Source organism: Paraburkholderia sp. SIMBA_053, assembly GCF_046534895.1.
GTDB classification, from domain to species: Bacteria; Pseudomonadota; Gammaproteobacteria; order Burkholderiales; family Burkholderiaceae; genus Paraburkholderia; species Paraburkholderia caledonica.
Genome location: NZ_JAWRXU010000002.1, coordinates 1,008,314 through 1,031,252, shown reverse-complemented (window position 1 = coordinate 1,031,252; position 22,939 = coordinate 1,008,314). Strand labels below are relative to the sequence as shown.

The following is a 22,939-nucleotide window of genomic DNA, read 5'->3' as shown; positions in this document are numbered from 1 at the left end:
TGTGTTGTGATCTTCGCATCATGGATTTGGTGCGTCAATAACATTTACGGCGTCACACCCCGTTAGATCGTTAAAATGTGATGATCGACGCGTAACGCTTGTGATAATCCTGTCATGCGAGGTAGCATATACACGAGTCATTCGCCGGCGCCTCGTTGTGCCGTGCACCAAAATTCCGGACGCCTCATGCCTGATCCTTCTTTCTCGTCGTCGTCTTCGGTCGTCGCATTGCGCGGCGGGCCGCTCGTTCATCCGGTACGCAACCCGGGCATGCCGTTCGACGCGTCATGGCTCGACGGTCTGCGCATCAACCAGTCGGCGGTCGAGCGCCGCACGGCGACACTCGCGACTCGCCGCACCGTCAAGAAAGACGCGCAGGCCGCCTGGCTGCTCAAAGCCGTCACCTGCATCGATCTCACGACACTCAGCGGCGACGACACCGAAGGCCGCGTGCGGCGCCTCTGTGCGAAAGCACGCCAGCCCGTTCGTGCCGACCTTCTCGAAGCGCTCGGCATGACGCCGCAGCGCATCACGACGGGCGCTGTGTGCGTCTATCACCGCTTTGTCGGCGCGGCCGTGGATGCGCTCAAGGGCAGCGGCATTCCTGTCGCGGCGGTGTCGACCGGCTTTCCGGCCGGACTGATTCCGCATCCGCTGAAGCTGAAGGAGATCGAGGCCTCGGTTGCGGACGGCGCGGCCGAGATCGACATCGTCGTCACGCGTGAATATGTTCTCACCGGCAACTGGCAGGCGCTTTACGACGAAGTTCGCGAATTCCGCGCGGCCTGCGGTCCCGCGCATCTGAAAGCCATTCTCGCGACCGGCGACATTCGCACGCTGTCGAACATCGCGCGCGCGTCGATGGTCTGCATGATGGCCGGCGCCGACTTCATCAAGACATCCACTGGCAAGGAAGGCGTGAATGCGACGCTCGACGTGTCACTCGTCATGGTGCGCATGATCCGCGAATATCACGAGCGCACCGGCGTGCCGATCGGCTTCAAGCCGGCAGGCGGCGTGTCGAGCGCGAAGTCGGTGCTGTCCTATCAGATTCTGATGAAGGAAGAACTCGGCCGCGCCTGGCTCGAGCCGGAGCTCTTTCGCATCGGCGCGTCGAGCCTGCTTGCCGACATCGAGCGGCAGCTCGAACATCACGTGAGCGGCCGTTATTCCGCTTTCAACCGTCACCCAGTAGCCTGAAGCAGACCACCATGAGCGTAGCGGAGTATTTTTCTTCGATGGATTACGGTCCCGCACCCGAGGACGATCAGCCCGCGCGCCAATGGCTCGCGCAACATGAAGCGCGTTTCGGGCATTTCATCGGCGGCGCGTGGCATGCGCCGGCGAGCGGCGCGCAGTTCGTCTCTCATGCGCCCGCAAGCGGCGAGCGACTCGCCGATATTGCGCAAGGCGACGCGGCCGATATCGACGCCGCAGTAGCCGCCGCGCGCGCGGCGCAGCCGGGCTGGCTGGCGCTCGGCGGCAAGGGGCGAGCCCGGCATCTGTATGCGCTCGCTCGCATGGTGCAGCGGCATAGCCGGCTCTTTGCGGTGCTCGAAGCGCTCGATAACGGCAAGCCGATACGCGAGACGCGCGACCTCGACGTGCCGCTCGTCGCGCGTCACTTTTTGCATCACGCGGGTTGGGCGCAGTTGCAGGACAGCGAGTTCGCGGATCATGCGCCGCTTGGCGTGATCGGCCAGATCGTGCCGTGGAATTTTCCGCTGCTGATGCTCGCATGGAAGATCGCACCCGCTATTGCAACGGGCAATTGCGTCGTGTTGAAGCCGGCTGAATACACGCCGCTGACCGCGCTCCTGTTCGCCGAACTCGCGCATCAGGCCGGCCTGCCGGCAGGCGTGCTGAACGTCGTCACCGGCGACGGGTCGACGGGCGCAGCGTTAGTCGAGCATCCGCAAGTCGACAAGATTGCGTTCACCGGTTCGACTGAGGTTGGCAAGCTGATCCGCTCGGTCACGGCGGGCTCGGGCAAATCGCTGACGCTCGAACTCGGCGGCAAATCGCCATTCATCGTATTCGACGACGCCGACCTCGACGGTGCGGTCGAAGGCGTGGTCGACGCCATCTGGTTCAACCAGGGGCAAGTGTGCTGCGCGGGCTCGCGGCTGCTGGTACAGGAAGGCATCGAGGCACGCTTCATCGCAAAGCTCAAGCGCCGCATGGAGACACTGCGTGTGGGTCCGTCGCTCGACAAGAGCATCGACATCGGCGCGATCGTCGATCCGGTGCAACTGGAGCGGATTCACTCGCTCGTCGAAACCGGGCGGCGCGAAGGCTGCGCGATCTGGCAGGCAGCGGATACCGCGTTGCCCGCCAACGGCTGCTTTTATCCGCCAACGCTCGTCACTAACGTTGCGCCCGCATCCACTCTTGCACAGGAAGAGATCTTCGGTCCCGTGCTCGTCACGATGAGCTTTCGCACGCCCGACGAAGCGATCGCGCTCGCGAACAATTCACGCTATGGGCTCGCCGCCAGCGTGTGGAGCGAAACGATCGGCCGCGCGCTCGACGTCGCGCCGCGGCTTGCGGCGGGCGTCGTCTGGGTCAACGCGACGAACCTGTTCGACGCGGCCGTCGGTTTTGGCGGGTATCGCGAATCGGGCTATGGCCGCGAGGGCGGACGTGAGGGCATTCACGAATATCTGAAACCGCGTGCGTGGCTCAATCTTCCGAAGCGCCAGCCGGTTAGCGCGGCGACGAATGCGAGCGACGATCGTCAGGTTTCGAACCTTGCGTTGATCGACCGCACGGCCAAGCTCTTTATTGGCGGCAAGCAGGTGCGTCCGGACAGCGGCTATTCGTTGCCGGTTCATGCGCCCGATGGAACGCGGGTTGGCGAAGTGGGCGAGGGCAACCGCAAGGACATTCGCAACGCGGTGCAAGCGGCGCGCGCGGCGCAAAAGTGGTCGCAGGCGAGCACGCATAACCGTGCGCAGGTGCTGTTCTATCTTGCGGAGAATCTGGCGGTGCGGGCAGACGAATTCGCGCATCAACTGACGGTGCGAAACGGCGCGACGGATGCCGCGGCGCACGCGGAGGTGGAAGCCTCGGTCACGCGTCTGTTCACGTACGCGGCGTGGGCCGACAAGTTCGATGGCGCAGTGCATACGCCGCCGCTGCGAGGTGTTGCGCTGGCCATGTACGAGCCGCTCGGCGTGATCGGCATCGCATGTCCGGACGAGGCGCCGTTGCTTGCTTTCGTTTCGCTCGCGGCGCCGGCGCTGGCAATGGGCAATCGCATGGTGGTGCTGCCGGGCGAGGCGTGTCCGCTCGCGGTGACGGACTTTTATCAGGTGGTCGAGACGTCCGACGTGCCCGGCGGCGTAGTGAACATCGTCACGGGCAAACGGGAAGCGCTGCTGCCGGCGCTCGCCCGGCACGACGACGTGGACGCGGTATGGTGCTTCGGCAGCGCGGCGGATGCGACGCTGATCGAGCGTGAGTCGGTCGGCAACCTGAAGCGCACCTTCACCGACTACGGCCGCCAGTTCGACTGGTTCGACCGTGCAAGCGAAGGCCTGCCGTTTCTGCGTCAGGCCGTGCAGGTGAAGAACATCTGGATACCGTACGGAGACTGACCGCGCAGCCAATGCACGCCAACCAGAAAATGGAGGAGACAACGTGCTGAACACTCATTACCTGCTGTTGAAGAACGAGATGGTGCGGCACGCGCCGCATCGCGCTGCGATGAACACCCTGCAAGGAGGGCTGCGTTCATGAGCTCGCAGCCACAACAGAGCGGACGTGTCGTCATTCTCGGCATCTACGTGACCGATCTGACGTTTCGTGCGGCGCGCATGCCGCTCGTCGGCGAGACTATTGCGGGCTCCGCATTTGCGATGGGGCCAGGCGGCAAGGGCTCGAACCAGGCAGTCGCCGCGGCACGCGCGGGCGCGGAGGTCGTGTTCTGCACGCGCATCGGCAACGACGCATTCGGCTCCATTGCACAAGCAACATGGGCGCGCGAAGGCATTACGGCGCGCGCCTCGGTGGTCGAAGGCGTCTCCACGGGCGCCGCGCATATTTTCGTCGACGACACCACCGGCATGAACGCCATTATCGTTGCTGCGGGCGCGGCGGGGACGCTGAGCGCGGCCGACGTCGATGCCATCGAAGCCGATATAGCGGGCTCGCGCGTCTTCGTCACGCAACTCGAACAGCCGCTGGCGGCCGCGCGGCGCGGCCTGGAAGTGGCACGCAAGCATGGCGTCACGACCGTCTTCAATCCTGCGCCTGCATTGCCGCTCGACGACGACATCTTCCCGTTGTGCGACTACATCACGCCGAACGAAACCGAAGCCGCCGCGCTGACGGGCGTGCCGATCGCGAACGTCGACGATGCGCGGCGTGCAGCCGACGTGTTGCTCGCGAAAGGCGTCGGCACCGTGATCGTGACGCTCGGCGAGGGCGGCGCGTTGCTGCATGATGCAACCCAATCGATATGGTTGCCTGCGTTCCGGTGCGGTGCGGTGGTCGAAACCGCCGGCGCGGGCGACGGCTTCACAGGCGGCTTTGCGGCCGCTATCGCGCGCGGCGAGGATGCGATTTCCGCCATGCGTTTCGGCTGCGCGCTCGCGGGCATATCCGTCACGCGCGCGGGCACGGCGCCTTCAATGCCGACGCTCGCCGAAGTGAACCGTGTATTGAGCGAGTCGGCTCAGGCAGCGCAGGCTTCGTAATCATTCGTGCAGTGTCAGGGAGATCGTCAGCGCCATGAAGTCTTCGTTTGCTGCGGGAAAACTGTTCGCCGACCGGCAACTGAATTTTCTGCTGATCGTCAACGTGCTCGTCGTGCTGGTCGCGACGTGGCTCTCGCGCGGCCAGTTCGTCGACATCGACAACCTTCAGTCGATGGGCGGGCAACTGCCGGAACTCGGCTTGCTCGCGCTCGGCATCATGCTCTCGATGGTGTCGGGCAACGGCGGCATCGACCTGTCCGGTGTCGGGCTCGCGAACCTGTCGGGCATGGTCGCTGCGATGCTCGTGCCGCGCCTCGTCAACGGTGACGATTCGCCGGTGCTGTACACGTCGCTCTTCTGCGCGATCGTGCTCATGATGGGGTTGCTGGGCGGCCTGCTCAACGGCGTGGTGATCGCGCGCCTCAGACTCACGCCGATTCTTTGCACGCTCGGCACGCAATTGCTATTCACCGGCTTTGCGGTTGTGATCAGCAACGGCGCGTCGGTGCATGTCGATTATGTCGAGCCCTTGTCGGACATCGGCAACGGCACAGTGTTGCAGGTGCCGATTGCGTTCTGCATCTTTCTTGCCGGAGTGATCGTTCTCGGGTGGCTGCTCAAGCGCAGTCCATTCGGCTTGCGACTCTATCTGATGGGCACGAATCCGAAGGCCGCGTTCTACGCGGGCATTCCGCGCGCGCGCATGCTGATCACCACTTACGCGATGTGCGGCGTGCTGGCTTCGCTCGCCGGCCTGATCAGCGCGACGCATACGTCCAGCGCGAAGTGGGATTACGGCAACTCGTATCTGCTGATCGCCATCCTGATTGCGGTGATGGGCGGCGTGAATCCGGCAGGCGGCCATGGCCGCATTATCTGCGTGTTCTTCGCGGCGACGGTGCTGCAGTTTCTGTCGAGCCTCTTCAATCTGCTGGGCGTGTCGCAGTTTTTCGGCGACTGCGCCTGGGGCTTCTTGCTGCTGCTGTCGCTGGCGTTCGCCGGCGGTGAACGCGTGCGGGCGATCTTCGGTCTGGGCGGTGGAGGAGGCTCCACCCAGCCCGCGAAGACCCCGGCTTCCGGCAGTGCGGGCGCGACGCAGAGGCGGTAGCGCATAGCGGGTTTTCGGTAAAGGCGGACAGGTTGCCCTGCCTGTTCGCGACGGCTGACACGGCCAGCACGGGCGACATCGAACGATAAAGGAGACTTTGCATGAAATTGACTCGACTGGGCGCCGCGCTCGCAGCAGCCGCTCTTACGGTGGGCGTGATCGCCGCGGCGCAGGCCGCGACCAACGAGACGATTGTCACGGTCGTCAAGGTGACGGGTATCAACTGGTTCAACCGGATGGACGAAGGCGTCAAGGAGTTCGCGAAGGACAACCCCGGCGTGACCGCGTATCAGACGGGCCCAGGCCGGGCGGACGCGGCACAGCAACTGAAGATCATCGAAGACCTGATCGCGAAGAAAGTGAACGCGATCGCCGTCGTCCCCTACGATCCGCCGACGCTCGAACCGGCGCTGAAGAAGGCGATGGATCGCGGCATCAAGGTGGTCACGCATGAAGCGGACAACGCGAAGAACACGATGGTCGACATCGAGGCCTTCGACAACACCGCTTATGGCGCCGGTCTGAATGAACGCCTTGCTTCGTGCATGCACAACGAGGGCAAGTGGGCCGTGCTGGTCGGCTCGCTCGGTAGCCGCTCGCAGGTCCAATGGGCCGACGGCGGCATCGGCAACGCAAAGGCCAAATACGCGAAGATGAATCTGGTCGAGCCGAAACTCGAAACGAACAACGACGGCGAGCGCGCCTATGAAGTCGCAAAAGAAGTACTGCGCAAGCATCCGGACCTGAAGGGCTTCCAGGGGTCGTCGTCGCTGGATGTGATCGGCATTGGCCGTGCGGTCGAAGAAGCGGGCATGCAGGGCAAGATCTGCGTGTACGGTACGGGTCTGCCGACCGAGGCCGGCAAGTTCCTCGAAAGCGGCGCGATCAACGGCATTGCGTTCTGGGATCCGAAGCTCGCCGGCATTGCGATGAACAAGGTCGCGAAGATGCTGGTGGACGGCAAGACCGTGGAGAACGGCGCGGATCTCGGCATTCCCGGCTACACGAAGGTGACGGTCGCGAAGGGTCCGGGCAAGGGCATCATCGTGCGCGGCCAGGGCTGGGTGAATGTCGACAAGTCGAACTACAAGCAGTATCCGTTCTGATTCCGTTGTTCACTTCGGGGCGCGTCCGGTGGGCGCGCCCCGGCACCGCGACCGATCATCATGAATCAACAAGACGTATCTTCCGCGCCGTTGTCGCAACCTTTCCTGGAAGTGGTCGGCGTGCATAAGCGCTTTACCGGCGTACATGCATTGCGTGGCGTGAGTCTCTCTTTCCAGCGCGGGCAGATCTATCACCTGCTCGGCGAAAACGGCTGCGGCAAGAGCACGCTGATCAAGATCATTTCCGGCGCGCAACCGCCGGACGAGGGCCAACTGGTTATCGAAGGCGTGCCGCACGCGCGGCTGTCCGCGCTCGAAGCGCTCGCCGCCGGCATCGAAACCGTATATCAGGATCTCTCGCTGCTGCCCAACATGAGCGTCGCCGAAAACGTCGCGCTCACGTCGGAGCTTGCGACACACGAAGGACGGCTCGCGCGTACCTTCGATCGCCGCGTACTCGCCGCCACCGCCGCACGCGCGCTCGAAGCCGTGGGCCTGCCCGGCAACAGCGAGTTTCAATCGACGCTGATCGAGCAATTGCCGCTTGCGACGCGCCAGCTAGTCGCCATTGCCCGCGCGATTGCGAGCGAGGCGAAGTTCGTCATCATGGACGAGCCCACTACGTCGCTCACGCAAAAAGAAGTCGACAATCTGATTGCAGTGCTCGCGAACCTCCGCGCGCAAGGCGTGACGGTGCTGTTCGTCAGTCACAAGCTCGACGAGTGCTACGCGATCGGCGGCGAAGTGATCGTGCTGCGCGACGGGCAGAAAATGGCGCAAGGGCCCATTGCCGAGTTCACCAAGGCGCAGATCAGCGAACTGATGACGGGCCGCCATCTGTCGAATGAACGTTACCGCGAGAGCGCGCATGCGCAGGACATCGTGCTCGACGTGCGCGGCTTCACGCGCGCGGGGCAGTTCAGCGACGTCTCGTTCAAGCTGCACGGCGGCGAGATTCTCGGCGTGACCGGGCTGCTCGATTCCGGGCGCAACGAGCTTGCGCGCGCGCTGGCGGGCGTCGCACCGGCGCAATCGGGCGACGTGCTGCTCGACGGGCAGCAGATCGCGCTGCGCACGCCTTCCGACGCGAAGCGCCATCGCATCGGCTATGTGCCCGAAGACCGCTTGAACGAGGGCCTTTTTCTCGACAAGCCGATTCGCGACAACGTGATCACCGCGATGATTTCGAGCCTGCGCGACCGCTTCGGCCAGATCGACCGCACGCGCGCTCAAGCACTCGCCGAACAGACCGTGAAGGAGTTGCAGATCGCAACGCCTGGCGTCGACAAACCGGTGCAGTCACTATCGGGCGGCAACCAGCAACGCGTGCTGATCGGCCGCTGGCTCGCCATCGACCCGCGCGTGCTGATTCTCCATGGACCGACTGTGGGCGTGGACGTGGGCTCCAAGGACATCATTTACCGGATCATGCAGCGGCTGTCGCACCGCGGTATAGGCATCATTCTGATCAGCGACGACTTGCCCGAACTACTTCAGAACTGCGACCGCATTCTGATGATGAAGAAGGGCCGTGTGGCCGCAGAATATCGCGCCGACGAACTAAGCGAAGCCGATCTGTATCACGCGCTGCTTTCCGAAGCGGCATAGAGGACGTCAACCGCCATGAACTCGCGCATCCCGTCGCGCATCGATCCGCGCACCGATCCGCGCACCGACCCGCCCAGCGCATCGCCAATGAAGCAGACCATGACCACTCCCACCGTCGTCGAAATCGCGCCGAGCGTCGAAGCGCCAGGGTTGCGCACGCGGCTCGCGCGCAACCCCGAGTGGTTTACCGTTGCGCTGATCGTGGTGACGTGCCTGATCGTCGGCGCAATCAATCCACGATTTTTCCAGTTCGCAACGCTGTTCGACCTGCTGCATTCGGCGACCACGATGTCGCTGTTCGCGCTCGGCACGCTCGTCGTGCTCGCATCTGGCGGCATCGACGTGTCGTTCACCGCGATCGCCGCACTGACCATGTACGGCATCACGAAAGCCGTGTTCGCCTGGTGGCCGGACGCGCCGTTCGCACTGATCCTCGTCACGGGCGCGCTCGGCGGCGTCGTGCTCGGCATGGTGAACGGACTGCTCGTGCATCGGCTGAAAGCGCCTTCGCTGATCGTCACGATCGGCACGCAATATCTGTATCGCGGGCTTTTGCTGACGTTCATCGGCACGACGTTCTTCATGAACATTCCGCACAGCATGGATCGATTCGGACGCATTCCGCTATTTTTCTATCACACCGCGGACGGCTTGCGCGCAGTGCTGCCCGTGTCGGTCCTCGCGCTGGTCGCGGCCGCGGTCGTCACATGGTGGCTGCTGAATCGCACGATGATGGGCCGCGCCGTCTATGCGATGGGCGGCTCGCTCGCGATTGCTGAGCGGCTCGGCTACAACCTGCGCGCGATCCATCTGTTCGTGTTCGGTTATACAGGCATGCTCGCGGGCATCGCGGGCATTCTGCACGTGTCGAACAACCGCCTCGCGAATCCGTTCGATCTGGTGGGCTCCGAACTCGACGTGATCGCCGCAGTCATTCTCGGCGGCGCCCGCATTACGGGCGGCACGGGTACGGTGGTGGGAACGCTGCTAGGTGTGGTGCTGGTCACGCTCATCAAGAGCGTGCTGATTCTCGTCGGCGTACCGAGCACCTGGCAAAAGGTGATTATCGGCGCGTTTATTCTGCTTGCCGGAACGCTTTTCGCGCTGCAACGCAAGCGCTGAGCGTCTTTTTGGCTGGACACGCGCTGCGCTTCTCATGTATCGAAGCGCAGCGCTGTAAATGAGAACGCAGCGGACGCATAACGAGACGTAACGTGTGCGCTATCTGCGCTTGCGGTGCTCCTGGCCGCGCTCGGTGATGATCGAATCGAAGTCGTCCACCTGCGAGAACCGCACGGCCTTGACGACGCCGAACTTGCTCATGTCCACCACCAGGTGCCGTTCGACAGCGCTCGCCATTGCGGCCTGCTTCAACGCGACTTCGTGAAAATTCCAGCAGGTCACGCCGCGCGCGGGGTCCACTCCGCCTGCTGAAATAAACGCCTTGTTGATGCCCATGCGGCGCAGCATCTCCAGGCTTTCCTCGCCCGCAAACGAATCCGACGAAGGCACGTACACGCCGCCTAGCAGGATCATCCGCACATTCGGTTTGCGCCGCAAAATCTCGGCCACGTTCAACGAATAGCACACCACTGTGACATGCCGCTCGGGCGGAATGAGCCGCGCGAGCGTGGTGAGCGTCGTGCCGCAGTCGATAAAAAGCGTTTCGTTGTTGCCGATAAGCCCCGCGGCGATTGACGACGCCTCCGCCTTGGCCTGCGCGAAGTGGTCCTTTTCCTGTTCGAGCGAATAGCCGGCGTTGTTCGGCACGTCGGTCGCGCTGACGATGTAGCCGCCGAGATACGTGAAGCGATCCGAGTTGGCCGCGATGTCGCGGCGCACCGTCATTTCGGACACGCCCAGCAAAGCCGCGGCGTCGCGCAGACGCATCACGTTTTGCCTCGTCAAGGCATCGGCGAGAGCGCGAAGACGATCGGGTTTCGGCATGGGAATCCTGGCGCGTGGGCAGTGTGAGCGGCGTTATATTTGAATCAGAACTGCTGAAAGAATTATAACAACTGGCCGGTGCTACGGCGAGCGCGCAAGCGCGCGAGTCGGTGTGAATCCTGGCAAGTGCTTGCGAGCATCTGCGACTCGCGGCGTCGAACCTCACCGTTTAACACATGGGAACGTGCTTTGCTGCGTCACGGGCGCGGCCGCCGCGTGGCGCGCGTGGGTGGACTCACAACCCCGACTCACAACCCCGACTCACAACCGCGACTCACAACCCGTATGGAGATTGCAATGTCAGGCTTACCGGTCGAACCGACAGTAGAGGACCGAATTCGCAAGCGCGCGTATGAGTTGTGGGAGAGCGACGGCTCGCCCGAAGGACGGCCCGACGATTACTGGCTGCGCGCGCAGGCACAGATCGAAGCGGAAGGCGACGCGGGCGACGCCGAGCCGCCGGTTGCGGCGGAACAGTCGGGCAAGGGCCGACGCGCGGCGGAAGCAATCGACGACGAGAGCGCGGAAGCATTGGACACCGCGCAGCCCTCCACCTCCGCGAAGACGCGCGGCAACGGCAGCGCGAAGCGCGGCTAGCGCGGCACAACCACTACACGCGGGAGAAGACATCATGGACTTTGAATATGGAGGCTGCATCGTTCACGTCACGGCAGGCGTCGACGACGGCGCGATTGTCGCGCAGGCGAGGATCGAAGTGACGGAAGGCGCCGTGAGTTCGAGCGACGATACGCACGATATGGAGTTTCATCGCGATTTCGTCGACGAGCATGAGGCGATCGAGTTCGCGCGCGAACGGGCGACGGACTGGATCGACGAGCATGTCGAGCGAGTGGAGCCCGCGTCGCCCGCCGACGGCTACAGCGGCCCGATCGCCTAGCTGCCCGTAACCCGCCACAACGTTTAAATTTCATCGTCGACCGGTACATTTTTCCAACGACGACGATCTTCCAACGACGACAATCGCGGCGGCTCACACGCGACATTGCCGGGCATGCGCGATGCGGCGCGCTACGCATCGGTTCGTCGAGCGGAGCAACGCATGCGCATCGCCCAGGTGTCACCGTTGTACGAGCGGGTGCCGCCCGTCGCTTATGGCGGCGTGGAAAGGGTGGTGGCATGGCTAGTGGACGGCCTTGTCTCCCTGGGCCACGACGTCACGCTGTTTGCAACCGGCGATTCCCGCACCCGGGCACGACTCGTCTCGGGCAGCGATTGTGCGATTCGCCTGATTGAAGATACGGCCGACGCGCAGGCGTTTCACTTCGCGATGCTCGAGGAAGTGGTACGGCGCGCGGATGACTTCGACCTCGTCCATTTTCACACCGACTACACGAGCTTTCCATTCGCGCGGCGATTGGGATGCGCGTCGCTAACCACCTTGCACTGGCGACTCGACGTACCCGGCTTGAGCGCGCTATACCACCAGTTCGCCGACATGCCGGTGGTGTCGATTTCCGAGGCCCAGCGCGCGCCGCTTCCATGGCTCGACTGGCGCGCGACCGTCCATCATGGCTTGCCCGCCGATCTGCTGCGCTTTCATGAAGAGCCAGGCGATTACGTGGCGTTTCTCGGTCGCATCTCGCCGGCCAAGCGGCCCGACCGCGCAATAGAAATCGCGCGGCGCGCGGGCCTGCCGTTACGCATCGCCGCCAAAATCGCCCACGATGACCGCGAGTATTTCGAGCAGGAGATTGCGAGCCTCTTCGAGTTGCCGCACGTCGAGTACTGCGGGGAAGTCGACGACGCGCGCAAAAACGACTTTCTCGGGCAGGCACGCGCGTTACTGTTCCCCATCGACTGGCCCGAGCCATTCGGCCTCGTGATGATCGAAGCGCTCGCCTGCGGCACGCCCGTGATCGCGTTCAACAACGGCGCCGCGCCGGAAATAGTCGAACACGGCGTGACCGGTTTCCTCGTCGATTCCGTCGACGAAGCAGTGGCCGCGCTCGCGGAGATCGACACGATCGACCGCGCTGCATGCCGGGCGGCATTCGAGCGCCGCTTCACCGTCGAGCGGATGGTCGATCAGTACTCGCGCATTTACGAAGCGATGCTGCGCGGCACTCGCGGCGCGCAATCCGGGCAGAACGACTGAAGCAAGCCGGAACGAAACAGCGAAACAGCGAAACAGGACTACGGAGCGTCTTTCATGCGATTTCTTGCCATTGCGACCGACTACGACAACACCCTCGCACCCGACGGACGCGTCGCCGACGCAACGTGGGACGCGCTCGAGCGCCTGCGCGCCTCGGGCCGCCAGGCGATCCTCGTGAGCGGCAGGGAGATGGACGACCTGCTCGCCGTCTGCCCGCGGCTCGACATGTTCTCGCGGGTGGTCGCGGAAAACGGCGGTGTGTTGTATACGCCGTCGACGGGTACACGGCGGCTCCTGGCGCCGCCACCGCCGCCCGTTTTCGTCGATGAACTGAGGCGTCGCGGCCTGCATCATTTCAGCGTCAGCGAAACGCTCATTGCGACGATGAAGCCCGCCGAGCAGATCGCGCTCGCCGCGATTCGGGACCTGGGGCTCGGCTTGCAGATCATCTTCAACGGCGAGGCGGTCATGATCGTCTCGCCGGACATATCGAAAGCAAGCGGCTTGCAGGAGGCGTTAAGCGAACTGGCGCTGTCGGCGTTCAATGTGACGGGAGTAGGCGACGCCGAGAACGATCATGCGCTGCTCGACGCGTGCGGTTTTTCGGTGGCGGTTGCCAATGCTCTGCCGGCCCTGAAGGAGCGCGCCGATATGGTCACGAGCCAGGCGGCGGGCGCGGGTGTCGCCGAACTGGTCGACGCGCTGGTAAAGGACGACTTGCGTGAACGGGCGAGCATGACGCCGCGCAGTCGCGTCCTTGTTGGACATGCGCGCGACGGCGGCGAGCCGGCCGACCAGTATTGCGCGGCGCATGGCACGGTAGCGCTGCTCGCCGGTGAATCGGGGTGCGGCAAGTCGACGGCCTGCGCGGGGCTGCTCGAACGGTTGGCGGGCATGCACCAGCAGTTGTGCATCATCGATCCGGAAGGCGACTACCAGAACGACGAAGACACGATCGTGGTCGGCGATGCGCACACCGCCCCGCTGATCGAGGAAGTCGTGCAGTTGCTGCTGCGTCCTCCGCGCGCTGCGGTGGCCGTCAATCTGCTGCGCGTGCCGCTGCCCGAGCGGCCCGCGTTCTGCGCGTCGTTACTGCTCGAAGTGCAGCAGTTGCGCGTGCGAACCGGGCGGCCGCATTGGCTCGTGTTCGACGAGGCGCATCATCTGTTTCCCGCTGGATGGGCAGGGGCCAGCCAGACCATTCCGCAGACGCTTGAGACCGCGCTTGCGATCACGGTGTCTCCGCAGCAACTCGACGGCGCGTTCCTGCGCCAGGTGAATCTGATGCTCGCAATGGGTCCGAGCGCGGCCAAGGCCGTGCAGGAACTCGCAAAGGCGACGGATCGCACTGTGCCGAACGTCGACGACATGCTGGGGCAAACGCAGCTGCAACCCGGCGAGGCGTTGCTATGGCGTCTCACCGAGCCGGCGCCCGAAGGTGTGATCCGGCTGGAACCGGGCACGAAGCACCGGCTCAGGCATCGGCGAAAATACGCGGAAGGGCTGTTGATTCCCGAGCGCAGTTTCTATTTTCGCGGGCCCGAACGTGCATTGAATCTGCGCGCGCATAACCTGGTGCTGTTCGTGGAGATCGCGGAGGGCGTCGACGCCGCCACCTGGCAGTATCACCGCGAGCAGGGCGACTATTCGCGGTGGTTCGAAAAGGAAATCGGCGACCCGGATCTCGCGGCGCAGGCGCGGCAGATCGAGCAGGACACTTCGCTCGATGCAGCCGGGAGCCTCGCACGAATCAAGGCTGCAGTGCAGGAACGCTATACGCAGCCGGAGAATCCGTCGATGCCCGCCGTGCTGACCACGAAGCGCGATGCTGCGGCGGCCGACGCATCCGCGCCCGACGATTTGAAGCCCGAAACCTCGGCTCAAAAGGATGGCGCGGCGTAATGGCAGATGTTACGGATACCGTAATAAACCGGCATCTGCCACGCATCGGCTAGTCCACGCGTGCAAGGCTCCCGCCCGTCTTGCGCGCGCCTCGCCTGGGCGAATCGGTCGGCGCGGAATTCACCGCGACCACTGGCGCAGTATTCTTGTGTTTCGTGCCGCGCATCGTTGCGAGCGTATCGAACAGTCGCTGCACGTCGGTTGCGTTCGACGGTGCATCGAAATACAGCGCCATGCGTTCGAGCATCTGCAGTGCTTCGGGAGCGCGACCGTCTTCCTGCCGTAAGCCGGCCAGTGCCAGCGACGCGCGCAGTTCCCACATTCTTGCGCCCTGTGAACGCGCCATGTCGATCGCCTTGACGAAGCACGATTCGGCGTCGGCGAGCTTGCGCTGCGCGTGCGCGGCGACTCCGAGCACGCGCCACAGTTCGGGCGCGAACACCATCTCGCCGTTGGCCTCGCAAAACTGCAGCGTATCGGTGAGCCGGCGCGACGCTTCGTCGATACGTCCGGCGGCCACGAGCGCCTCGGCATAGGCGCTGATGAAGAGCGTGATGAGGCGCCGGAAACCACGCTCGATGAGCGCATTGAGCGAAGTTTCCAGCAGCGCGATGCCGCGCTGCTGGTCGCCGCCGAGAATGTCGCGATACGCGCACAGACAGTTGCAGTAGTCGCGCCAGACATCGAGGCCATGCAGCGCCGCCTGCGAGCGCATGATCTCCAGATATACCGCGCCGCGCTTGAGGTCGCCGCACATCAGCGCGAGCGGCGCAGCCGAGGCGCCGAGCGTGTGCGTGAGCAACGGCTCCATGATGTCGGGGCGCACGAGGCCGACGAGCGTATCGACGAGCTTCATCGCCTCGCCACAATGTCCTTCGAGCCACGCAATGCGCGCGAGCGTCCCGTTGCAGTAGACAAGCGGATGGACGGCGATCGTGTTGTCGCGCTGCCCGCTGTATTCGAGTTCTGCAAAGCGGTCGCGCGTGCGCAGCAGTTCTGCTTTCGCCTCGGCATGTCGGCCGAGGCAATGCAGCGAAATCGCGACAATCTGATCGGCCAGCGTTTCCTGCCACGGGTTCGCGCGAGCGTGCGCGAGCTGCCGCAAGCGCTTCGCGAACTGCATCGACTCGTGGATGTTGCCGCTCGAAATCATGGTGGTCCACAAGCCCCAGAGCGAGCGTGCCTGAAATGCTGCGTCACCGTGTTCGGTCGCGAGCTTGAGAACATTGCGCCACAACTGCTCAGACGTCGACACAGCGCCGCGCACGTGCGGCAGCGCGGAAGCCAACGCCGCGCGTACGCGCATCTCGCCGAGCGCATCGACGCTGCCGGCGGGCAGCGTGTCCAATGCATCGACCGCGCGGCTTGCGCGCTCACAGCATTCCGCGATCATTCCATTGTCGAGCAGCGCACCCGTGAGATTCGATGCGAGTTCGATGCCCAGGTGCACATCGCCGTCGGCGGAAAACGCCCAGTCGTCCGCGGTGCGTGCGTCGTCGAACGTGTGCCTGAGGACCGCGGCGCTATCCGCGTTGCCACCCACCGTTTGCGCCGTGTGTGCCATGAAACATTGCGACAGATAGCGCGCGTGGCGCAAGGCCATGTCCTGCCGCTCGCCTTCGGCCTGCAGCTTTTCGAGCGCATACGCACGCGTCGATTCCAGCAGACGGTAGCGCGCCACGGGGCCGTCGAACTCAACATTCACGAGCGACTTGGCAAGCAGTTCGCTGATCGCGCTGATCGCATCGGCCACCGTCAGCGACGCGTCGCATGCGACCGCGCACATTGCTTCAAAGCTGAAGACGCCGCCGAATACCGCGGTTCGTCTGAAAAGCGCTTGCGAATCCGAATCGAGCAGCGCAAAGCTCCAGTCGAACGTCGCGCGCAAGGTCTGGTGGCGCGGCAACGCCGTACGATAGCCGCCCGCGAGTATCGCCATGCGGTCGTCGAGCCGTTGATGCACACCAACCACGCCGAGCGTCACCACGCGCGCCGCCGCCAGTTCGAGCGCAAGCGGAATGCCGTCCAGACGCCGGCATATTTCGCCGACGAGCCGCAGCTCCGCGCTATCCGCGGCGACTTCGCGCTGCAGCGAGTTGGCGCGCAGCAAAAACAGGCTGACAGCGGATTGCTGCAGAATCTGCGCGTCAAGGCAGCCAGGCTGCGGGACGTCGAGCGGCTCGACCCGCAGAATCGCTTCGGCCATGATGCGCAACGGCTCGCGGCTCGTTACGAGCACTCGCAAATTCGCGTTGGCAGCGACCAATGCCTCGACCATTTCAGCGACGTGCTCGACCACGTGTTCGGCGTTATCGAGCACGAGCAGACGGCGCTGGTCTGCCAGCACCAAGGCGATTTGCGCGAGGCCCGGCGTCCCGTGTTCGACGGGCAACCCGCAGCCTTGCGCGGTGGCGGCCAGCACTTCGTCGCGCGTGCCGAGCGTGGCCAGTTCAACGAACCACACGGGCTCCGCGAAATCTGCGGCGGCATGACGGGCTGCTTCAATAGCGAGGCTCGTCTTGCCGATGCCGCCGGCGCCGGCTAGCGTCAGCACGCGCGTGTGTTCGAGCATCGAGCGGATTTGAGCGATGGCCGTGTCGCGCCCGACGAGTGGCATGCGCGGAGGCGGAAGAGGGCGCCCGGCGGGCAAAGGCATTGGCGGCGTCGCGGTGCTGGCGGCTCGATGCCGTTGCACGAGTTGATAGCCGCGGCCAGGCACGGTCAGAATCAGATCGCGGTCCGCGCCGAGAATCTTGCGCAGTGCAGACAAATGCACCTGAATATTATTTTCTTCGACGATGGTATCCGGCCATACGGCGTCCATCAACTCGTCTTTCGTGACGAGGCGTCCGCCGGCCTTGACGACCATTGCGAGAATCTCGAAGGCGCGCGAGCCGAGCGGCACACGTTCGCCGTCACGCCATAAGGTGCGCAGTTCCAGATCGATTTGAAAGCGGCCTAGTTCAATCATGTCGTTTTCAACTTCCGGGACAACGTGCTTGGTGAGAAGAACCTGCAGTACGACAAGACGGAAGTTACCGTATCAAATCGTGCGAGTCTTGTCGGTTAGTGCGATGCTTTGTACGAAAGTCCATTTGCATGGGCTGCGCACCGTGAAAAATGGGTGGTGTCGAAATCGCTGACCGTCTATCGGCAAGCCTCACGACGCCAATGTCCTGGCGGCATGCCGACGAGCTGCGAGAACGTGCGCGTGAAATGACTCTGATCGGAAAAGCCGCAAGCCATGCCGATCTCCGAAAGCGAATGGTTCGAGTGCTTGAGAAGCTCGCGAGCCTGGTCGATACGCCGCTCCAGCAACCATTGATGCGGCGTGCGCTGCGTGGTCTCGCGAAATGCTTGAATGAAGTAACTGCGCGACAGATTGCACGCACTCGCGATCTCTTCAATAGACACATTGCCCTGAGATCTGGCGAGCAGCATCTCTTTTGCGCGGGCTTCCTGCAACGCGGACAGGCCCCGGTTGTTGCGGTTCGACCGACGCGAGGCCTCGCCGTAGCGATCAAGCAGATGCGTGCCGATGGTCACGCCGAGTTGTTCGATGAAAAGCGGACTTGCTTCGCTTTGCGCATCGAGCGTGAGCGCGAGCACCTGCGCGAGATGTCCGAGCACCGGGTCTTTGCGGCCCGCAACCGTTGCGATGCGCGCAAGGCCGCTGCCGCCGCGCTCGTGGCAGGCGTCGCTGACAAAATTGCGCGACAGTTCGATCAGTACGAAGTCGAAGCCGCCAAGCAGTTCGGCGCGGTAGTCGTCGGCGAAATCGCGGACGTAGACGCAGTCGCGCTCGAACTCGTGCGTGACCCAGCGATGTTGCGAATAGATGCGCCGGCGGTGTCCTGTTTGCAGCGATACGCCAATCAGAAAACCACGGCCCGAGCCGTCCATTGTGACGGGACTCGTGTCGCTGCCCAACGTGCATTTGCGGTAAAACTTGAACTCGCCGGTGTCGAGTTCGAGGTCCTCGCGCAGCTGACTCGACAGACACCCGAGGGAGTCTTTAGGACGTGCGGCCGTGGCGGCGGATGCATGAATATCGTTGAACATGTTCGTCACCTCGGGTCGTCGCAGCGCCTCAACTGCCGTTAGTCGTTACTCAAAACTTATCATTTGTAAGTTATTTGTCATTATGCCGGGTTTTCCCGAGGTTGGGAAACGTCGATAAAATAATGTGCGCTCAAATAATAAGCACCAAACATCATAAGAATTACGTGAGCCCCGGCCTTCGGAGCTTTGCTGCTTATCACAAATGATCGACGCTCAAAAAGCAACGCGATTTATTTTTGTGATCGACATATTGCCGTAACGGATTTTCGCTCGGAGGTTTCGCGTCGCGGCATTCATGTATTCGTGACGCTTCTATTAATCGGCCTCGCAATTCGGAGCCGATCGCATCGGCGCTTCGCGCGGCGGCAATCTGCGTCAAAAGAATGCAGACGCGAAGGGAAAAGCAGGGGCGGCGCCGCTGGAACGCGGCGCGCCCGCCAGGTTTAGCTCTGCAGGAATTCGAGCAGATCGGCGTTGACCTTGTCCGCTTGCGTCGTGCACATGCCGTGCGGTGCGCCGGCATAGACCTTCAGCGTCGCATTCTTCACGAGCTTGGCCGACAGACGGGCCGAGTCGTCGATTGGCACGATCTGGTCGTCGTCGCCGTGAAGGATCAGCGTGGGCACGTCGATCTTCTTCAGGTCCGCGGTGTAGTCGACCTCGGAGAACTGCTTGATGCACTCATACTGGCCTTTGATCGAGCCGAGCATGCCTTCGCGCCAGAATTCGTCGATCGTGCCTTGCGAAATTTTCGCGTTCGGACGATTGAAGCCGTAGAACGGCACCGCCAGGTCCTTGTAGAACTGCGAGCGGTTCGCCGCCACGTTCGCGCGAATGCCGTCGAACACGGACATCGGCAAGCCGTTCGGATTGGCTTCCGTCTTGACCATGATCGGCGGCACGGCGCCGATCAGCACGGCCTTGGCAACGCGCGACGTGCCGTGGCGGCCAATGTAGTGAGCGACCTCGCCACCGCCCGTCGAATGGCCGACGAGCGTGGCTTCCTTCAGGTCGAGCGCCTCGATCACGGCGGCCAGATCGTCCGCGTAGGTGTCCATGTCGTTGCCGTGCGACGGCTGGTCTGAGCGGCCATGGCCACGGCGGTCATGAGCGATCACACGGTAGCCTTTCTGCACGAGGAACAGCATCTGCGCGTCCCATGCGTCCGCATCGAGCGGCCAGCCGTGCGAAAAGACGACCGGCTTACCCGAACCCCAGTCCTTGAAGAAAATGCGCGTGCCGTCCCTGGTCGTGACCGTGTTCATGGTGTGTCGCTCTCCGTGCTTTGAGTGAGAAGAATTGCCCGCATGGCTGCTGCCGCCGGCCGTTGCCGCTAGCGCGACGCCCGGCGCTGCGATAGCGGCAACGGCCGCACCTGCGCCTGCTGCGAGCAGCTGGCGGCGGTTCGCCGATGGAATTGCGGATGAGTTGGCCAAATTTTTTCTCCGTGCCTGTGACGTTGTGATGTGCGTGCCGGCGCAACGTGACGCGGCATCGCAGAGTTGCGAATCCTACGGGCGCGAATATTCCCCGTACTTTCAGATTGCTTAATTGTTGTTAAGGCGGGTGACTGAACGTGTGCCGCCAGTGGCGCGCGCTGGAGAGGCCAGTGCGCTATCAGTCGTGGCGTCCCGACTCGAACAGGAACCACACGCGCTGCTCCGCTTCGTCGATCCAGTTTTCGAGCAGGCTCGCAGTCGCGACGTCGCCGTATTCATCGCACAACGAATGCGTTTCGCGCATATAGCCGGCGAGCGCCAGGTTGTCCTCGCGCAGTTCCGCGAGCATGTCGCCGGGCGTGACGAAGTCGGCGTCGTTATCGGCGATACGTTGCAGCTTCGTGATGTGGCCGGCCGAGCGCAGCGTTTTGCCGCCGATCTTGCGGGCGCGCTCCGCGATCGGATCGGTCGTCGCGTAGATCTGGTTCGCCTGGTCGTCGAGCAGCAGGTGATAGTCGCGGAAGTACGGCCCGGACATATGCCAGTGAAAGTTCTTTGTCTTCAGATACAGCGCGAATACATCGGCGAGCAGGGTGGTCAATGCGGCGGCGATGTCACGAGTCGCGTCTTCGGTAAGGCGGGTCGGCGTCCTGAGCGATGCCGCGCGATGCGCCGCTGCCTGCTTTAGGTCTTTCATGGCGAGTCCTTGATCGAGGGTGGTGAGTGGCGCTGCGAGCGTGCCCGTTCATATGCCCATTGAGCGCACAGCCAGTGTAGGAAGAGCACGTGCATAAAGTCCTGCAAAAATAATGAAAACTTCTGAGGCGCATGCGCCACTCGCCGCGATTGTTTTCGCGGACGCGACAGGAACCGTTTTGAGAACCGGCAGCAGGAACCAGCTCACCAACCAGCATTAAGAACTTGCATTAAGAACTATTAAGGGCTTCGACAAGGACCTGGCAAAGCGCCGTCGATAGACTGCCTCCCAGTTCGACTCGCCATCCAGGCGAGCGCGGCACGTCTCATCAGCCTGCCTGTCCTTTCTCTCACGGAGCCCGCCATGTCCAAAGACCTGTCACCCGGATTCACCCCGGCCGAGGTCGTCTTCTTCAACGGCAAGATCGCGACGCAGGACGAGAAGCGCTCGTTCGCCGATTCGCTCGCCGTCGCGAATGGCCGCGTTATCGCCGCTGGCTCGCGCGATGCCGTGATGCGTCACGTGAACGACGCCACTCGCCATGTCGACCTGAAAGGCCGCACGGTCATTCCGGGTCTGAACGACTCGCATCTGCACATCATTCGCGGCGGTCTGAACTTCAACATGGAGTTGCGCTGGGACGGCGTGCCGTCGCTCGCGGACGCGCTCGACATGTTGCGCAAGCAGGTGGCCCGCACGCCCGCGCCGCAGTGGGTTCGCGTGGTGGGCGGGTGGAACGAATTCCAGTTCGCCGAGCGGCGCGGCCCGACGCTCGAAGAGATCAACGCGATCGCGCCGGATACACCGGTCTTCATCCTGCATCTGTACGACAGCGCGCTTCTGAATGCGGCGGCGCTGCGTGCGGTCGGCTATACGAAAGACACGCCCAATCCGCCGGGCGGCGAGATCCAGCGCGACAAGCGCGGCAATCCGACCGGCATGCTGATCGCGCGGCCCAACGCCGGTCTGCTTTACGCGACGCTCGCCAAAGGCCCGAAGCTCGCGCTGGAAGACCAGCGCAATTCGACGCGTCACTTCATGCGCGAGTTGAACCGGCTCGGCGTGACTAGCGCAATCGACGCGGGCGGCGGCTACCAGGCTTATCCGGACGACTACGCGGTCATCATGGAAATGGCGAAGCACAATGAGTTGACCGTGCGAATCGCCTATAACCTTTTCACGCAGAACGCGAAGAAGGAAATCGAAGACTTCGCGAAGTGGGTGAAGATGACGAAGCCCGGCGAAGGCGACGACTTCCTGCGCGTGAACGGCGCGGGCGAGATGCTCGTCTTTTCCGCCGCGGACTTCGAAGACTTCCTGGAACCGCGGCCCGATCTGCCCGACACGCTCGAAGCCGAACTCGAGGCCGTGGTCCGGTTGCTCGTCGCGAACCGCTGGCCGTTCCGTCTGCATGCCACTTACAACGAGTCGATCGAGCGCTTTCTCAACGTGTTCGAGCGCGTGAACGCGGACATTCCGTTCGACGGCCTGCGCTGGTTCTTCGACCATTGCGAGACCATCACGCAGAAGAACATCGAGCGGGTGCGCGCGCTCGGCGGCGGCATCGCGATCCAGCACCGGATGGCGTATCAGGGCGAGTACTTCATCCAGCAATACGGCGAAGAGGCAGTCAAGCACACGCCGCCGATCCGCCAGATGCTCGACGCGGGTCTGCCGGTCGGCGCGGGCACGGACGCCACGCGCGTCGCCAGTTTCAATCCGTTCGTCTCGCTGTACTGGATGGTGTCGGGCAAGACGGTTGGCGGCACGGCAATGTATTCGAGCGCGAACAAGCTCGATCGCATGGAAGCGCTGCGCCGCTATACGGTCGGCAGCGCCTGGTTCTCGAATGAAGACGACCGCAAGGGCGCGCTCATGCCGGGCCACTTCGCCGACTTCGCCGTGCTGAGCGACGACTACTTCAGCGTCGAGGAAACCAGCATCAAATACCTCGAATCGGTAATGACGGTGGTGGGCGGCAAGGTCGTCTATGCGGCCGACGAGTTCGCGCCGCTCGCACCGCCCGATCTGCCAGTGAGCCCATCGTGGTCGCCGGTGGCGGAGTTCGGCGGCTATAGCCGCTATAAGCCGACCGCCGTCGCCTGCGTGGACGGCTGCGTGAATCTGTGCGGCGTGCATGCACATGCGCATGGCTGGGCATGGCGCAAGAACGTGCCCGTCAGCGATTCGAATGGCTTCTGGGGTGCGCTCGGCTGCAGCTGCTTCGCGTTCTGACGCGCGGCGCGCTGCTCTA

18 protein-coding genes are annotated in these 22,939 nt (G+C 63.4%); 12 read left to right on the top strand and 6 right to left on the bottom strand.

What is annotated here, in order from left to right; genetic code table 11:
• Window positions 1–186: 186 nt before the first annotated feature.
• From deoC to SB753_RS11090, 6 genes are all read left to right on the top strand, one after another.
• Entirely contained in the window at window positions 187–1,200 is a 1,014-nt protein-coding gene (gene deoC / locus SB753_RS11115) for a deoxyribose-phosphate aldolase (RefSeq protein WP_410800197.1), read from the top strand.
• An 11-nt stretch (window positions 1,201–1,211) separates the two neighbouring features.
• Window positions 1,212–3,599, top strand: coding sequence for an aldehyde dehydrogenase family protein (locus SB753_RS11110; protein WP_410800196.1), 2,388 nt, complete (start codon window positions 1,212–1,214; stop codon window positions 3,597–3,599).
• Between the two features lie 138 nt (window positions 3,600–3,737).
• The gene (rbsK, locus tag SB753_RS11105; RefSeq protein WP_410800195.1) at window positions 3,738–4,700 is read left to right on the top strand and encodes a ribokinase; all 963 of its coding nucleotides are present in this window, start codon (window positions 3,738–3,740) and stop codon (window positions 4,698–4,700) included.
• Between the two features lie 34 nt (window positions 4,701–4,734).
• The gene (locus SB753_RS11100; protein WP_410800194.1) at window positions 4,735–5,808 is read left to right on the top strand and encodes an ABC transporter permease; all 1,074 of its coding nucleotides are present in this window, start codon (window positions 4,735–4,737) and stop codon (window positions 5,806–5,808) included.
• A 101-nt stretch (window positions 5,809–5,909) separates the two neighbouring features.
• Complete coding sequence (locus SB753_RS11095; protein WP_020066133.1) at window positions 5,910–6,914, top strand: autoinducer 2 ABC transporter substrate-binding protein; 1,005 nt, start codon at window positions 5,910–5,912, stop codon at window positions 6,912–6,914.
• Window positions 6,915–6,974: 60 nt separating this feature from the next.
• Entirely contained in the window at window positions 6,975–8,522 is a 1,548-nt protein-coding gene (locus SB753_RS11090) for a sugar ABC transporter ATP-binding protein (RefSeq protein ID WP_410800193.1), read from the top strand.
• Here the strand turns inward: SB753_RS11090 and SB753_RS11085 are convergent.
• A complete protein-coding gene (locus tag SB753_RS11085) occupies window positions 8,495–8,623 on the bottom strand; it encodes a hypothetical protein (RefSeq protein ID WP_310066135.1) in 129 nt (42 codons plus the stop codon). The genes SB753_RS11090 and SB753_RS11085 overlap by 28 nt on opposite strands.
• On the opposite strand from SB753_RS11085, the gene SB753_RS11080 reads away from it, so the two are divergent.
• A complete protein-coding gene (locus SB753_RS11080) occupies window positions 8,610–9,644 on the top strand; it encodes an ABC transporter permease (RefSeq protein ID WP_087754723.1) in 1,035 nt (344 codons plus the stop codon). The genes SB753_RS11085 and SB753_RS11080 overlap by 14 nt on opposite strands.
• A 99-nt stretch (window positions 9,645–9,743) precedes the next feature.
• Here SB753_RS11080 and SB753_RS11075 read toward each other — a convergent pair whose 3' ends face one another.
• Complete coding sequence (locus SB753_RS11075; RefSeq protein WP_020066130.1) at window positions 9,744–10,469, bottom strand: DeoR/GlpR family DNA-binding transcription regulator; 726 nt, start codon at window positions 10,467–10,469, stop codon at window positions 9,744–9,746.
• A 297-nt stretch (window positions 10,470–10,766) separates the two neighbouring features.
• Here SB753_RS11075 and SB753_RS11070 point away from each other — a divergent pair, with 297 nt between their 5' ends.
• The 4 genes from SB753_RS11070 (at window position 10,767) to SB753_RS11055 (ending at window position 14,487) form a co-directional block, all read left to right on the top strand.
• On the top strand, window positions 10,767–11,066 hold the full coding sequence (locus SB753_RS11070; protein ID WP_408414906.1) for a DUF2934 domain-containing protein: 300 nt from the start codon (window positions 10,767–10,769) through the stop codon (window positions 11,064–11,066).
• Window positions 11,067–11,100: 34 nt separating this feature from the next.
• Window positions 11,101–11,367 carry a hypothetical protein gene (locus SB753_RS11065; RefSeq protein WP_020066128.1) on the top strand — a complete coding sequence of 89 codons (267 nt, stop codon included), beginning with the start codon at window positions 11,101–11,103 and terminating at the stop codon, window positions 11,365–11,367.
• 162 nt (window positions 11,368–11,529) lie between these two features.
• Window positions 11,530–12,585 carry a glycosyltransferase family 4 protein gene (locus tag SB753_RS11060; RefSeq protein WP_410800192.1) on the top strand — a complete coding sequence of 352 codons (1,056 nt, stop codon included), beginning with the start codon at window positions 11,530–11,532 and terminating at the stop codon, window positions 12,583–12,585.
• Window positions 12,586–12,639: 54 nt separating this feature from the next.
• Entirely contained in the window at window positions 12,640–14,487 is a 1,848-nt protein-coding gene (locus SB753_RS11055) for an HAD hydrolase family protein (RefSeq protein ID WP_410800191.1), read from the top strand.
• A 49-nt stretch (window positions 14,488–14,536) separates the two neighbouring features.
• Here SB753_RS11055 and SB753_RS11050 read toward each other — a convergent pair whose 3' ends face one another.
• The 4 genes from SB753_RS11050 to SB753_RS11035 all read right to left on the bottom strand — a co-directional run bounded on the left by SB753_RS11050 (window position 14,537) and on the right by SB753_RS11035 (window position 20,685).
• Window positions 14,537–17,458 (bottom strand): ATP-binding protein, encoded by a 2,922-nt coding sequence (locus SB753_RS11050; protein ID WP_410800190.1) that lies wholly within the window; start codon window positions 17,456–17,458, stop codon window positions 14,537–14,539.
• 176 nt (window positions 17,459–17,634) lie between these two features.
• The gene (locus SB753_RS11045; RefSeq protein WP_410800189.1) at window positions 17,635–18,549 is read right to left on the bottom strand and encodes a helix-turn-helix domain-containing protein; all 915 of its coding nucleotides are present in this window, start codon (window positions 18,547–18,549) and stop codon (window positions 17,635–17,637) included.
• Window positions 18,550–18,992: 443 nt separating this feature from the next.
• Complete coding sequence (locus tag SB753_RS11040; protein WP_310359333.1) at window positions 18,993–19,814, bottom strand: alpha/beta hydrolase; 822 nt, start codon at window positions 19,812–19,814, stop codon at window positions 18,993–18,995.
• Between the two features lie 352 nt (window positions 19,815–20,166).
• Window positions 20,167–20,685, bottom strand: a complete 519-nt coding sequence (locus SB753_RS11035; protein WP_020066121.1) for a Dps family protein — start codon at window positions 20,683–20,685, stop codon at window positions 20,167–20,169.
• 363 nt (window positions 20,686–21,048) lie between these two features.
• On the opposite strand from SB753_RS11035, the gene SB753_RS11030 reads away from it, so the two are divergent.
• On the top strand, window positions 21,049–22,920 hold the full coding sequence (locus SB753_RS11030) for an amidohydrolase (RefSeq protein WP_020066120.1): 1,872 nt from the start codon (window positions 21,049–21,051) through the stop codon (window positions 22,918–22,920).
• The last annotated feature ends 19 nt before the right edge of the window (window positions 22,921–22,939 follow it).